The 13903-nt window shown below is 64.3% G+C and carries 16 protein-coding genes; 3 read left to right on the plus strand and 13 right to left on the minus strand.

The window, feature by feature from the left end; translation table 11 throughout:
* The first annotated feature begins 21 nt into the window (after positions 1-21).
* Positions 22-1563, plus strand: coding sequence for an MFS transporter (locus ABH924_RS04135; protein WP_404497114.1), 1542 nt, complete (start codon positions 22-24; stop codon positions 1561-1563).
* A 41-nt stretch (positions 1564-1604) separates the two neighbouring features.
* Here the strand turns inward: ABH924_RS04135 and ABH924_RS04140 are convergent, their stop codons facing one another.
* Entirely contained in the window at positions 1605-2438 is an 834-nt protein-coding gene (locus tag ABH924_RS04140; protein ID WP_234751530.1) for a sigma-70 family RNA polymerase sigma factor, read from the minus strand.
* A gap of 175 nt (positions 2439-2613) precedes the next feature.
* Here ABH924_RS04140 and ABH924_RS04145 point away from each other — a divergent pair, with 175 nt between their 5' ends.
* Positions 2614-3213, plus strand: coding sequence for a hypothetical protein (locus ABH924_RS04145; RefSeq protein ID WP_404497116.1), 600 nt, complete (start codon positions 2614-2616; stop codon positions 3211-3213).
* A gap of 328 nt (positions 3214-3541) precedes the next feature.
* Here ABH924_RS04145 and ABH924_RS04150 read toward each other — a convergent pair whose 3' ends face one another.
* The 10 genes from ABH924_RS04150 to ABH924_RS04195 form a co-directional block, all read right to left on the minus strand.
* On the minus strand, positions 3542-3790 hold the full coding sequence (locus tag ABH924_RS04150) for a carbon storage regulator (protein ID WP_236815615.1): 249 nt from the start codon (positions 3788-3790) through the stop codon (positions 3542-3544).
* Between the two features lie 4 nt (positions 3791-3794).
* Entirely contained in the window at positions 3795-4796 is a 1002-nt protein-coding gene (locus tag ABH924_RS04155) for a hypothetical protein (protein ID WP_404497118.1), read from the minus strand.
* Positions 4774-6822: a flagellar biosynthesis protein FlhA gene (locus ABH924_RS04160; RefSeq protein ID WP_404497120.1), complete on the minus strand. Its 2049-nt coding sequence runs from the start codon at positions 6820-6822 to the stop codon at positions 4774-4776. The genes ABH924_RS04155 and ABH924_RS04160 overlap by 23 nt, the downstream gene beginning before the upstream one ends.
* 79 nt (positions 6823-6901) lie before the next feature.
* Positions 6902-8005 carry a flagellar biosynthesis protein FlhB gene (locus ABH924_RS04165; RefSeq protein ID WP_404497122.1) on the minus strand — a complete coding sequence of 368 codons (1104 nt, stop codon included), beginning with the start codon at positions 8003-8005 and terminating at the stop codon, positions 6902-6904.
* Entirely contained in the window at positions 8005-8763 is a 759-nt protein-coding gene (locus tag ABH924_RS04170; protein WP_404497124.1) for a flagellar biosynthetic protein FliR, read from the minus strand. Before ABH924_RS04170 ends, ABH924_RS04165 begins: the two co-directional genes overlap by 1 nt.
* A 1-nt stretch (position 8764) precedes the next feature.
* Positions 8765-9040 carry a flagellar biosynthesis protein FliQ gene (fliQ, locus tag ABH924_RS04175; protein ID WP_078106307.1) on the minus strand — a complete coding sequence of 92 codons (276 nt, stop codon included), beginning with the start codon at positions 9038-9040 and terminating at the stop codon, positions 8765-8767.
* On the minus strand, positions 9040-9909 hold the full coding sequence (fliP, locus tag ABH924_RS04180) for a flagellar type III secretion system pore protein FliP (RefSeq protein ID WP_404497393.1): 870 nt from the start codon (positions 9907-9909) through the stop codon (positions 9040-9042). Before fliP ends, fliQ begins: the two co-directional genes overlap by 1 nt.
* A gap of 2 nt (positions 9910-9911) precedes the next feature.
* Complete coding sequence (gene fliO / locus ABH924_RS04185) at positions 9912-10364, minus strand: flagellar biosynthetic protein FliO (RefSeq protein WP_404497126.1); 453 nt, start codon at positions 10362-10364, stop codon at positions 9912-9914.
* Positions 10365-11096 carry a flagellar motor switch protein FliN gene (gene fliN / locus ABH924_RS04190; protein WP_404497128.1) on the minus strand — a complete coding sequence of 244 codons (732 nt, stop codon included), beginning with the start codon at positions 11094-11096 and terminating at the stop codon, positions 10365-10367.
* Complete coding sequence (locus tag ABH924_RS04195) at positions 11093-11989, minus strand: flagellar motor switch protein FliM (RefSeq protein WP_404497130.1); 897 nt, start codon at positions 11987-11989, stop codon at positions 11093-11095. Before ABH924_RS04195 ends, fliN begins: the two co-directional genes overlap by 4 nt.
* Before the next feature lie 234 nt (positions 11990-12223).
* Between ABH924_RS04195 and ABH924_RS04200 the strand changes: the two genes are divergently transcribed.
* Positions 12224-12445: a hypothetical protein gene (locus ABH924_RS04200; protein WP_404497132.1), complete on the plus strand. Its 222-nt coding sequence runs from the start codon at positions 12224-12226 to the stop codon at positions 12443-12445.
* Between the two features lie 21 nt (positions 12446-12466).
* Here the strand turns inward: ABH924_RS04200 and ABH924_RS04205 are convergent, their stop codons facing one another.
* Positions 12467-13180: a GAF and ANTAR domain-containing protein gene (locus ABH924_RS04205; protein WP_404497134.1), complete on the minus strand. Its 714-nt coding sequence runs from the start codon at positions 13178-13180 to the stop codon at positions 12467-12469.
* Between the two features lie 9 nt (positions 13181-13189).
* A complete protein-coding gene (locus ABH924_RS04210; RefSeq protein ID WP_344788720.1) occupies positions 13190-13891 on the minus strand; it encodes a GAF and ANTAR domain-containing protein in 702 nt (233 codons plus the stop codon).
* Positions 13892-13903: the final 12 nt, after the last annotated feature.

Consider the following 13903-nt stretch of genomic DNA (forward strand, 5'->3'; position numbering starts at 1 on the left):
CCAGACGGTACAGTTATCTTCATGTTCACGCCGTCCACAACCCAGCACCCCCGCACCCCTTCGATCCAATCCGCCCCGTGGCGCGATTGGGCTGCCCTGGCACTCCTGATGTTCCCCGTGCTGCTGGTGGCTGTGGACAATACGGCACTCACATTTGCCCTGCCGCAAATCGCCCGTTCGTTGGAGGTCGGGGGCGTGCAGCTGCTGTGGGTCGTCGATGCGTACCCGCTGGTTCTCGCAGCCCTGTTGGTGTCCATGGGAAACCTGGGAGACCGGATCGGCCGCCGGCGCTTGCTGCTGATCGGCAGCACGGGCTTTGCCGCCGTTTCCGCGGCCACCGCCTTCGCGCCGTCGGCTGAATGGCTCATCGCTGGACGCGCCAGCATGGGCATATTCGGCGCCATGCTCATGCCGTCCACGCTGTCCTTGATCCGCAACATCTTCCCGGACCCGAACCGCCGCCGGCTCGCCGTCGCCGTGTGGGCCGCGGGATTCTCCGGCGGCGCCGCGCTCGGGCCGATCTTCGGTGGCTGGCTCGTGGAGCACTTCTGGTGGGGAGCCGTGTTCCTGGTTGCAGTGCCGCTGTTGCTGCCCCTGCTCGCCTTCGGCCCGTCCCTCATTCCGGAGTCCAAGGATCGCAAGCCGGGCAAACCGGACGTTCTCAGCGTCGTGCTGTCCATCTTGACGATGGCCCCCGTGGTTTATGGCATCAAGGAGGCCGCCGTGCACGGTTTTGGCCCTGGACCCGCGGCCTTCATGGCGTTCGGCCTGGCCATGGGAATCGTCTTCGTCCGCAGGCAGCGCTCTTTGGCATCGCCCATGTTGGACGTACGGCTTTTCCGGAACAAGGTGTTCAGCACGGCCATCACGGCCAACGTCTTGTCCCTGTTCTCCATGACGGGCTTCATCTACTTCTTCGCGCAGCACTTGCAGCTCGTGGAAGGCCAATCCCCCATGCAGGCGGGGATCGCGATGGTTCCGGCACTGCTGGCCACCATCGTGGCGGGCCTGGTGGTGGTTCCGTTGGTCAAGCGGATCCGCCCGGGCCTGGTGGTGGCATCGGGCTTGGCGCTGAGCGCAGTGGGATACCTCGTGGCCGCCCTGGGCAACCACAGCCAGGGTCCGGGGTACCTTTTGACGGCACTCCTGCTGCTGGCCATAGGGGTCGGCTCCGCGGAGACCATCTCCAACGACCTCATCCTCGGCGCCGTTCCTGCCGACAAGGCGGGCGCTGCATCGGCGATCTCCGAAACGGGTTACGAACTCGGATCATTGCTGGGCACCACCGTGCTTGGCTCCATCCTGACAGCGTCCTACCAACACCACTTGTTGCTTCCGGGCGAATTGTCCGGCCACGCAGCCGAACGCTCGAGGGAGACGCTCGCCGGAGCCATGGACACCGCGGCCACGCTGCCCCAGCCATTGGGCGACGCCCTGGCCGCCGCCGCGCGAGCCGCGTTCGAATCGGGCGTCCACATCACGGCAGCGATCGGGCTGGTACTGATGGCGGGAGCGGCAGTCCTTGCCGCCGTCGTGCTCCGCCGCGTGCCGACCGCAAAGTAGGCCAAGGCTGCCTTCAACCACAATGGCCCTGCGCGTGGAGTCTAGACGGCCCGGTTCAAGGCAGCATCAGGCGAGCTGAAACTACGGGTGATTCCGCCCAAAGTGGCGGTGGCAAGCGTCGAGAGGTAGTCGTGCCGGCGTCGGGCAGTAATGCGCGATTGGGGCTCGAAGGATTGTTCGGGATCGTCCGCGTAATGGGCGGAAAGTCCATCGCGCATGAGGCGGATGCCCTCGGCGCGTTGTTGTGAGACCGCAGCGTGCGTGGAACCGAGTTCCTCGGCGAGTTCCTTGACGGTCCGCCCCCCGAAGTAGATCTCCTCGACGACGTAACGCATCTTTTCCGGCAGGGCGTCGACGGCGGCGCGAAGGTACTTGAGGCGCTCATCGGCGAGGACTGAGTGCTCCGGGGAGATTGTGTCCGCTGCGACAGTGTCGACGACGACGTCATCCAGTGGCGACAGCGTCCGTGCGGCGTCGGCCAGCGCGGCTTCCACCACGCTGCGTTCGACACCCAGGGCTGACGCGGTTTCGGCCACCGAAGGTGTGCGGCCAAGGACGCCGGACAGCGTCTCCTGGACGGACATGGTCTCCTTGATGCGTTTGCGTGCAGATCGCGTGGCCCAGTCGCTGGCCCGCATCTCGTCCGCAAAGGCTCCGACGATCCGGCGGCGCGCAAATGCGCCGAAGGGGACTCCGAGGTTCGGATCGAAGGAATCGGCGGACGTTATCAACGCCACGGACCCTACCGACGCGAAATCGTCGCGCGACAAATGAGAAGCTCTCGCGCAGAGCTCCGACACCAAGTAGCCAACGAGTGGCAAGTGCTGCAGCACCAGCTCGTTGCGTTCTTCGCGATTCAAAATTAGTCCCCCCATGAGACCTGTTTATTGAGTTGCCAAGTCTGATTCCAAGGGCTTCATGGGCGAGCTGCTGAGACGATGCAACGTGCCGAAGATTACATGGAACAGACATGTATTCAGTGAACATACCATCTGAAAAATAACAATGCGTGTACGCTCATGAAAAAGATACAAAAGAGGCCTCGGATTCATGTTCGCAGGCCAAACCGGGGAGTGTGGAACCGTGGGGGCGGATGAGCTATCGGCGATGCTGTGGCGCGAGCGGAGACAGCTGGAACTGCTGTTGTACCGGCTCGAAACACAGTTGCTGCACGTTCGGGCAGGCAACTGGCATTGGTTGAAATTCGCTGCCGCTGACGTGGAAAAGGTCTTGGAAAACCTTCGGTTCGACACCCTTGCCCGGAACATCGAGTCTTCGGCCCTGGCCATCGAATGGCACCTATCGGCCAACGCCACGCTGCCGATGATCGCTTCAGTGGCCCCGCCCGGAATCTGGCCGGAACTGATGCAGGAACACCACCGTGAGCTGGTCTTGGTGCTCAAGCAAGTCGAAACAACCGCGGCCGCCAACCTCGAGGCTCTCCTGACGGGGCCACAGGCCGGGAACCCGCCGCTTGGCTCCGTGCAACCCGGCGACGATGGGACCCCAGCGGCGCCGGGAGCGGTCGCCGAGGCCGACACGGCGGATGACGTGATGCTGCTCGCCGAAAACGCCAATATCGAACGGGCCTTGGCCGTAACGAGGGATTGCTCGCTGCCGCTCCTCAAGGAGTTCCTGGGCTTGGAGTAGCGACGGCTACCGATGGACGACAGTGTGCAAGAGAATAAAGCTTGGCTGTCCCGAGTTCGGGTTTGCATCGTAGGCGTAAACCTCCGAAAAGTTGCACGATTGCCTGTCCAATTTCGCCCACTCAAGTACTTCCAAGAGGCTGCTAGACGAAATATCGAAAGCCTGCGACTTGTCCCAACCACCACTGTTGGGGTCGAGCCAGACGTCTATCACTCGGAAAGACGGATCGACACAGATCAAGTTCATGTCCCGCTCGTCAATCGTCCGAATCTTCATCGCAATCAGTCAGATCGCATTCTTGTAGACAACTTGGATCACTTGCGCGCGCCTAATCCGCCTTCGGTTTCCGGACAGGCGGACGCAGCCCGGCAACGAGTTCCTCGGCTTCGGGGCCGGCCTGGGCAGCAGCGAGGTTGGCCGCGGCGATCGCCTCAACCACTTCGCGACGCTGGATGGACACCCCGCGGGGCGCCTCGATCCCGATCCGCACGCCGTCGCCGCGGCCTTCCATGACGGTGATGACAATGTCCTCACCAATCATGATCTGTTCGCCCGGCTTGCGTGTCAGTACCAGCATGCTCTCAATCTACCTTTCCGAGCACTGCAACGCGGGCGGGCTTGCCGTCCACCCACCCGATGGGAAGGCCAAGTCCGTTGACCGTCTCGGGACTTCCAGTCTCCGACGCGCCGAAAACAGCAAGGGCGTCGACACGGACACGCTCAGCGGTCAATGCGGCGGAGAGCGCCCGGACCCACGCTGCCGTGTCTTCCGCTTTCCGTCCGGCGTCGGAAACCAGCCACAACTGGTCTGCGGCGAGCGCTGCGATATCCGCCGCATGCGTCACGGCTTCCCTCGGCCTGCCGAGTCCGTACGCCACCAGCACGGTTTGGCCGGTGAGCACCGCTTGGGCGCGCGCCGCCGTCGCGCCCTGGCGCCCCGCCACGTGAAGGTGGCCGAAAGCGGTCAACGCTCCGGCCGTCCGGACGTCGGAACCGCCCTCGGCGATGGACATTTCCAGCGCTGGTCCCAGAGCGTCGTCGCCGAGGCCAAGCAGGACGATCAGGCTGCCGCTGCCGGCAAGTGGCGCTGGTACGGGCACAGGAACGGCGTGCCCGACGGCGGCGGCCGGCGCCCGGAACTCTTTGCCTAACTGCTCCAACATCCCGGCGAAATCCGGGGAGGCGGTTGAAACAGCTGCCGCGGGACGATGCAGGTCCATCTCGGCCGCGTCGGCTTGCTCCAGGAGCGCGGCGATAGCGGGCCCCTGCAACGCATGCGCCGCCGCGCCTAGATGCGCAGCCCCGGCAAGCTGCGCCTCCCCGCCAAGGTGGGCATCCCAACTGGCTCGCACTTGTTGTCGTTCTGAGCCGTCAAAACGACAACTACTGTTAGCTAGTTGGGTGGAACCCTCTGCCGGAACCTCGATCGTAGCCTCGTAGCGATTGGCTGCGAAGAGCCCGGCGATCCCCGGATTGGTGACCTTCTCGGCGGAGACGATCCGCGCCCCGGGACCGTACTGTTGCTCGGCTTTCACCCGGATGGCGTCCAGGGATGCGCCCTTAAGCTTGTATTGCTTCGGCATGGCGGACCACCCCCACGGTTTCGATCTGGATGTTCGCGGACGTTACTTCGCGATAGGACAACACGGGAACACCGCCGTCGGGAGCAGCCACGAGCCGCCGGACTGCGGGCCGCAACGCCGGGGCGCACACCAGGACAGCTTGCCGTCCTGCATTTGCCGCGGCCTCCACCGAAGACTGCACAGAGGCCAGGACTGCGTCCAAGCGTGCTTGGCTCATGACGATCTGGGTACCCCCTTCGGCCGGGCGCATGTCTTCGAGCATGGACTGTTCTAGGAGCGGATCGATCATGATCACATTGAGCACCGAGCCGTCCAGGAACTTGGCTGCGAGCGCGGGGCCGAGGGATTGCCTGGCTGTTTCGACCAAAGCCTCGGGCTCGGTGGAAACCTTGGCTCGCAGGGCATGGGCCTCGTAAATGCGGGGAAGATCGTTGATGGGGACCTGCTCTTCGAGGAGTCCCTGCAGCACCCGCTGCACTTCGGCCAAGGACATGAGCCCCGGAATGAGTTCCTCGACGGCGGCCGGGCTCTGTTTGCGCACGCCTTCCGTCAGCACCCTGACGTCCTCGCGGGTGAGGAGCCTTGCGGCGTTGGCCGAGACGATCGACGACAAGTGGGTCACCAGCACGGAAACCCGGTCGATCACGGTTGCCCCGGTCATTTCGGCGCTGTGGCGCATCTCGGTGGGTATCCACTTTCCGGCCAGCCCGAAGACCGGTTCCACAGTGGAGGTACCGGGCAGGGCGTCAAGATAATCGCCGAGGGCCAGCAACTTGCCCGACGGCGCGGTGCCGCGTCCGGCTTCCACCCCGGCAATGCGGATGGCATAGGTGGCCGGTGGCAGCTCGACGTTGTCGCGCGTTCGGACGGGCGGAATCACGATCCCCAACTCCATGGCGATCTTGTGACGCAAAGAGCGGACACGGGCCAGGAGGTCGTCCGAGGCACCGGAGACCATGTCAACAAGGTCAGGAGCCAACAAGATCTCGAGGGGGTGGACGCGCATGTCCTGCATGAGCCGCTCGTTGGGGTCTTCTTCGGAGCTCAGGGTGGCTGCTTCCTGGGCGTCCTCCGCTTCACTCTGCTTCTTCTGCTGCGCCGCCAGGCGCCTCGAACCGAACAGCAGGGCAGCGCCCACCAGCAGGAAGGGCACGATGGGCATGCCGGGGATAAGTGCCATGGCCACTGCGGCCAGTCCTGCGATTAGCAAGGCGTTGGGCGACTGCATGAGCTGCGAGGAGGCCGTGCGGCCCATGTCTTCTTCGGCATTGGACCGGGTGACGATCATGCCTGTGGAGACGGCCATGAGGAGGGCCGGGATCTGGGTAACGAGCCCGTCGCCCATGGTCAGAAGACCGTAGGAGTTCAGCGCGTCGCCGACATTCATGCCGCGCTGCAGCACGCCGATGGCAATGCCGCCAACGAAGTTGATGATGATAATAATGATGCCCGCGATGGCATCGCCCTTGACGAACTTCGAGGCACCGTCCATGGCGCCGTAGAAGTCGGCCTCGGCGGACACCTCGGCGCGGCGCTTGCGGGCTTGGGCGTCCGTGATGAGGCCGGCGTTGAGGTCGGCGTCGATGGCCATCTGTTTGCCGGGCATGGCGTCCAGGGTGAACCGTGCCCCCACCTCGGCCACGCGTTCGGCGCCCTTGGTGACCACCACGAACTGGATGACCACCAGGATCAGGAACACCACGGCGCCGATGATCATGGACCCGCCCACGGTGACCTTGCCGAAAGCGTCGATCACTTGTCCGGCGAAGCCCTGCCCCAGGACCAGCCGGGTGGAGGCGACGTTGAGCCCCAGCCGGAACAGCGTAGCCACGAGCAGCAGGGACGGGAAGACGGAGAAGTCCAGGGGCTTCTTGACAAACATGCTGGTGAGCAGGATCAACAGGGCCAGCAGGATATTGCAGACGATCAGGAAGTCCAGCAGCGGCGCCGGAACGGGAACCACCAGCAGCAGCACGATGCCCACGATTCCCACCGGCACGGTGAGCCTGGCGAATCTGTTGTTCATTGCTGTGTCCTGTCCGGGGTGGGGTGCTTGCTGGGTGCGGTTCGGGGGTTAGGGCCCCGGCTCATGCGTGAACGCCCTCTCATGCGTGGGCTCCGGCCATGGTTCCTGCCACGCCCGGCAATCGATGCATTCCGCGTGCCGCTCCCCTGGCCTTGAGCGACATGACGAACGCCAGGACTCCCGCCACGGCCCGGTACAGCTCCACGGGGATTTCCTGGCCCAGCTCGCAGGCCGAGTGCAGTGCCCTCGCCAGCGGGATGTCCTGGACCATCGGGACCGATTTCGCCTCCGCCTCTTCCCTGATACGGGCAGCGATCACCCCCGCTCCCTTGGCCACCACGCGCGGTGCCGCTTTGCCGGCGTCGTACTTCAGCGCTACGGCGACGTGCGTCGGGTTGACGATCACGACGTCGGCGTCCGCGATCGCGCCGATCATGCGGTTCCGGCTCATGCTCAATTGGCGCGAGCGCCGCTGGGACTTGATGAGGGGATCGCCGTCGCTGTTCTTGTTTTCGTCCTTGATTTCCTTCTTGGACATGCGCGTCTTCTTGCGGTTGCGGCGCATGACCACGAAGATGTCCGCGGCGGCTAGGACCAGGCCCGCCAGCACGGCGAACTGGATCAACGAACCGATGCCCCCGGCCGCTGCCGACAGGATGCCGGACACCGGCAGTCCCCCTGCGGTAAGCAGCACCGGGATGAGCCCCTGCACTACGGCGTAGAGGACAAGCCCGACGACGGCGGTCTTCAGGAGCGCTTTCAGGCCGCCCCACAGTGCCTGGCCACCGAAGATCCGCTTGAGGCCGCCGACAAGGTTGAAGTGTTCAAACTCAGCGCGGAACTTCTTGAAGTGGATGCCGCCCTGCAACGCGGATCCGGCCAGCACTACCACCATGACCACCACGAACAACGGCCCCAGCACCTGGGCCAAGGAACCGAACCCGGCTTCGAGCGCTGCCACGGCTTTGGCAGGCTCGGGGTTCGCGATGACTCCGCGGACGGTGAAGAGTTGGTCAGCCGCGGCGTTGGAGGCACGCTCGATGGTGGACGGGATCATGGCTGCCGCGGACCCGACGGCGAGCCAGGCGGTGAGGTCCTGCGAGCGGGAAAGCTGCCCCTTGGACCGGACCTCCCGCATCCGTTTGTCAGTGGCTTGCTCGGTTTTCTCCTGTGAATCCGACATCAGCCCATCCCCATCAGTGTGTTCGCCGCTTGCTCGGCGAGCATGGCAACGAGCCGCGGCAGTGCCAGGAACAGGAACCCTGCGAGCCCCAGGGTGATGAAGACCTTGAGCGGGAACCCCAGGGCGAAGGCATTCAGGGCGGGCGCTACGCGGGTGAGGAGCCCCAAGCCGATGTCGGCGAGTACAAGCACCACCAGGAGCGGCCCGGCGATTTGCACCGCGGAAAGGAACATCCCGGTGACAGCCGAAATCATCGCGTGTACAGGCTGTGCCATGTCCAGTCCCCCGGCCAGCGGCAAGGCCGTGAAACTACCGGTCAAGCCGCCGATCACGAGTTGGTAGCCGTCGGAGGCGAAAAGGAGTGCCAGGGCGGCCATCTGCATCAGCCGGGTGAATTGGGCACCGTTGATCATCATCTGGGGATCGAAGCCCTGGGCCATCTGGAAGCCGCTGAAGAGGTCTATCAGGCTGCCAGCCGATTGGATGGCCGCGAAGACGAGCAGGACGAGGAAGCCAAGGACCAGGCCGGTCACGAGCTCGAGAACGACGGCCGTGATGAAGCCAGCGGTGTCCTTGGAGGTGTAGCCGACCGAGAGACGTTGGGAAACGGCCAGCCCCAAACCGATGCCGAGCATCGCTTTGATGCGCAGCGGAATTGCCTGGTGCGAGAAGGGCGGGGCCACCACCAAGAAGGCCGTCATCCGGACGGAGGCCAATAACAGGACCTCAAGCCAGGACTGGTTGAAGGGGAGCTCCACTTCACGCTCCGCCTATCAGCCCGGGTATCCGGGCAAAGAGCTCATTGGTGAAGGAGACAGCCTCGGTGATCATCCAGTGTCCGCACACCACCAAGGCCACGGCCACGGCGACTGCCTTGGGCACGAAGGAGAGGGTGGCTTCCTGAAGCTGGGTGATGGACTGCAGGAGGGAAATGGCGAGTCCCACCACCAGCGCGGTCACCAAGGCGGGCGCGGCAAGCTTGGCCGCGAGGATCAGGGCCTGGAGGCAAATGTCCAGGACTGCGTTGGTATCCATCAGCCGCTCGAATAACTCTGGATCAGGGCGGTGATCACGAGTCCCCAGCCGTCCACCAGGATGAACAGCAGGATCTTGAAGGGCAGCGAGATCATCACCGGCGGAAGCATCATCATGCCCATGGACATCAGCGCCGCCGAGACCACCAGGTCGATCACCAGGAACGGGATGAAAATGACGAAGCCGATGATGAACGCTGCCCGGAGCTCGGAGATCATGAACGCCGGGATCAGGGTCTGCAACGGGACCGATTGCGGGTTGGCCGGGTTATCCAGTTTGGCGGCCCGGGTCATGAGGGCAATGTCTTCTTGCCGGGTGTGGGCCACCATGAAGTGCTGGAGCGGCGCGGATCCGGCCGAAACGGCTCCGTTGAAGTCCAGCGTGCCGTTCAGGTAGGGCTGGATCCCGACGTTGTTGATCTCCGAAATCACGGGCCACATCACGAACAGGGACAGGAAGAGTGCCAGCCCGGCCAGCACCTGGTTGGGCGGGATGGACGGGAGGGACAAGGCGTTGCGGGTCATGGCGAGCACCACGAAGATCTTGGTGAACGAGGTCATCATGAGCAGCAGGGCAGGAGCCACGGAGAGCAGCGTGATCCCGATCAGGGTCACCACTGCGGTGGACGGCTTTCCGTCCAGCCCATTGATATTGATGCTGACGTTGCCGTTGGACGGTTGGGCCGGTGCGGTGGGAACTGCTGGCGCGGTGGGTGGCGTCGGGCTGACCGGTGCCGCATGCCCGGTGGACATGCCCAGCCACAGGAACAGTGCCGTCAGCAACAGGACACAGAGCACCGCGGGAAGCGTCCTGCGCACTGCAAGCAATATCCTGCCGGTGCGGCGGGCATCGGCAGGCCCAAGGGTCAGAATCAATTCCGGCGTCCCCTGATGGCCTCGGCGGCCTGCCGCCAGGTGGAACCGGCAAGGATGGAGCCGTGCATTGGCTGTGCTTTGTCCAGCTCGCTGCGGCGGTGGATCTCGCTGCGGCGCGTGAGTCCACCGCCACCGGCGTCGCGGAAGATGTCGGCGAAGCTCTCGGGTGCGGGAGAGCTCTCCGGAATTTCCACGGGGACGTCGCCGCTGTGCAGGACGTTGATGGCGTGCTCGGTGACACCCAAAAGGAAGCGCTTGTCGCCGGCGTCGACCACCACCACGGAGGCCTTTTGGCCGACAGTCTGCCGGCTGACCACCGTCAAGGTGGTGTTGGCCCGGCGTCGGCCCTTGGCCTTTCCTTTGAGAAGGCGGCGCTGCAGGATCCAGATGAGCCCCAGTACCGCACCCAAGGCCACGAGCACGCGCAGCCCGAGGATGAGCGAATCCATCTAGTAGATTCCCTCGGCGACGTCCAGGATGCGGGTGATGCGCACCGCGTAGTCCTGGTCCACGACGACGACTTCACCGTGCGCGATCAGCCGTCCGTTGAGGAGGACATCCGCGGGTGCACCGGCCGAGCGGTCCAGTTCGATCACTTTGCCCGGTTCCAGGGCGAGGGCGTCGCGCACGGACATACGGGTGCGGCCGATTTCCACGGTGAGGGCCATTTCGACGTTGCTGATCAGTCCGAGGCGGGCCGAAACCGCACCGGACTGGGCGTTCCGTGCGGCGGCGGTGTCCCGCACGGTCCCGTGTTCGCGGACCCGGACGGCGAACCAGCCGAACGCCTGCCCGCCGTCGGACAAGGTAGTTTGGCGCAGTTCAAAAACAGCGGTTTCGGAGTCGGACAGCAGCCCGGCGGCGTCTTCTTCGCGCAACTCCCCCAGCACGCCGGCGTCGAACGCGTCGGCTGCGTGTTCCATCGCCGGACGCAAGATGTCGACGGCGGAGACGACGCCGCTCAAGCCGCCGCCGGCAGCGGCCAGGAAGGAACGGTCCGTGAGGAGGAGTGCGAAGTCCGCGGTCACGGCACCCACGAAAGTGGCCGTGATCGCCAGGGGTGCATATGGCGCAGCGGCCTGGGGCGGGACGATGCCGGTGACCTGAAGCGTGGCAGGAGTCGGCAACTGCATCGCCAAACGCTCGGCCGCGGACTCGTGCAGGGTCAGGGTGATGCTCATCGCTGGTTCTCCTCGATTGTTACGATGACGGCGGCTGCACGGGAGCCGTTGCGGGCCGGTGCTGCGGTGGCCAGGCGGGTGCCGTTGATGGCGACGTCGAACGGCCGGTTCTCCAGATGCGGCAGCGGAATGACGTCCCCGACGGCGAGGCCCAGGATCTGCGCCGGCGTCACCGGAGTGGGGCTCAACTGGATGGCTACGTCTACCGGCACCTGGGTGACCTGGGCGCGGACCAGCGCCTCGGCGTCGCGACTGTGGACAGTGGGATTCACGTCGCCGAGCCCGGAAAGGAGGACGTCTGCGGGCATCGCGAGACTGGCTGCCGCAAGGCTTTCGCCCACCTTCACGGTGAATGAGGCCACGATCATGAGCTCCGCCGGAGCAGCGGCTTGGGCGAACTGGGAGTTGTACTGGATGACGTCCATGCGCACCGGGGTGGTCAGCAGGGCGCCAAGCGAATAGCTCAGGTCCTCCAGTCCGTCTTCCACCATGCGGCTGATGAGCGCCTGCTCGATCTGGGTGAACTTCCGGTCCGGGACCGCCGTCTCACTGGCGCCACCCAACATGCGGGTGACCCAGGACAATGCCGCCGTAGCAGGAAACTGCATGACCAGCCGCGACTCGCTGCCCTCAATGCGGCAGAGCACCATCGAGGTGACCGAAGGGAGGGACGCGGCGTATTCGTCGTAGCTCTGCATGATGAGCTGTTCCAGGGTCGCGGCGGATTTCACGCGGACCTTGGCCGTGAGCTGTGTTCCCCATTGGCGGGCGAACGTCTCGAAGGCGACTTCCAGGACGCGGCTGTGCTGGCGCGGCAAAGTTGTGGGCCTCCGGAAGTCATAGACGTCCACGGTGCGCTGCCGTCCCGCCGATTGATCTTCCTGTTCACTCACGGTTGCCACTATCGGCAAGGAAAGTGTGAGCGTAAGGGACTAATTATCGGAGCCTTTCCGCGTGACTGGATGTCGGATAGGCTGGGCGTGTTGCCCCGGACCTTGGCAGCGCCCTTTGTCGGCGCACGCTTCAGGAGGACATCACACATCATGCCAGGCGCCCCCAGCACACGCACCTCTCACGCCAGGCACCCCTCTGCCCCACCAGACTCCGAAATTTGGCGGGATTATCCGTTGGCGGAGATCGAGGAGCTCATCTCGGAGCTGAAAATAAAGGTGGCGCGCTTTACGTTCTTCCGGTCGATCCAATTCGGCGATGAGGCTTCGGAACCCGGAAACGGGGCTGCCTTTGAATCGATGATCGACGCCCTCGAGGATATTTCGGCGGCGGCGCTGGGCATCGAATTAGCGTCCCACCAGGAATTTCTCCGGATTCGCTCGGTCACCAGAGCATAGCCCGGCGGACGGCTTTGCCGCCTAGAGGGTCAGGGTCCGGTCGATGACGCGCGCCGCCGTGTCATGCAGATTCTGGTTGTTGGCGCGTGCAAATGAGCGTAAGCGGCCGAATGCCTCTTCCATGTCCACTCCGGCAGTGTAGGCAACGACCCCTTTGGCCTGTTCGATGAGGACCCGGCTGTTCAGGGCGCGCTGCAGCTGTTCGTTGACCACCGCCGATTCGCGGATGGTGCGTTCCTGCAGGATGCCGATGGTCGCCACGTCTGCGAGCGCTTGGCCGATGGCAACGTCCTCCGGCGTCAAGGCGCCGGAATGTTCGCCGAAAAGACCCATGGCTCCGATGGTTCTGCCTTGAACGCGCATCGGTACTGCGTGGACAGAACGGAATCCCTGTGACAGGGCGGCCTCCCGGAATTCCGGCCATTGGCCGCTCAAGGAGCGTATGTCCTCCACGACCACCGGCGTTCCTGTCCGGTAGCACTCAACACAAGGACCGGAGCCCGCCTGCAGCTGAAGAATTTCAACAAGCTGGCTTCGCTCGCTGGTGGAGGCCAGGACTTGCAGCTCGCCGTGCGGATCAGCAAGCAGCAACCCGGCAGCGGCGGCATCGAGCAGATCCACGGATGCCTCGACAAGCGCATGGAGCAAGTCCAGCACGTCGTAGTCGGCAACCAACGTGTTCGTGATCTTTACGAAGGCCGCACTGACGCGCTCGGCACGGCTTATCGTCACCATGTCGCCATATTACTGCAGACCACGACTGCCATGGGTGTCATTCCCCGGAGCAAAACTCAGGCTTCCCCGCAGCACTGCCTCGGCTGTTTCGCGCAAGGACAGCGCATGCGCGAACGCGTGGGCACGCATCAATAAAAGTGCGTCCGCAGCGGAACTCCCTGATTGTGCCAGGACCATTCCCGTGGCCTGGTGGATTTCCCGCCGGGACATCAACGCGGCTTCCACGGCGGGGTCCGTGTCGGGCGAGTTCACCGACAGAACCCGTCGCAATAAGTGCCACGCCGTCTGGCCGGCGAGGACCGATGCTGTCGAGTAATCGGCGTAGCTCAGGCTCCCCGGTTTCGTATGGTAGAGCTCCACAACCCCGAGATCCAAAGCGCCCAGGGTCAGCGGGAACGCAAACAGCGCCGCAGCTTCGGTCTCCAGGACTGCTTTGCTAAAAACCGGCCACGAGTACGGGTGGGAATATCGCACGTCGGGGACCAGAACCGGGAGCTTGGTATGCAAGGCTTCCCATCTTGGACCTTCCCCCAAATCAAACTGCAGCTCATCTAGCCTGGCCGCCAGCGGATCGCTCGCGCACACGAGGGTCTCCGACGCGGCCCCGCCGAACATGGACACGGCAGCCCCGCTCACGGGTAGCTGGGTCAGAAACGGTGTACACAGATCAGCGTCACCAAGAGCTCCCCCTGCAACGCCGGGGTCAACCATGGAAGGTGCCTT

Origin of the sequence: Arthrobacter sp. GAS37 (assembly GCF_044908325.1) — a bacterium.
In the GTDB taxonomy this organism is placed as follows: Bacteria; Actinomycetota; Actinomycetes; order Actinomycetales; family Micrococcaceae; genus Arthrobacter; species Arthrobacter ramosus.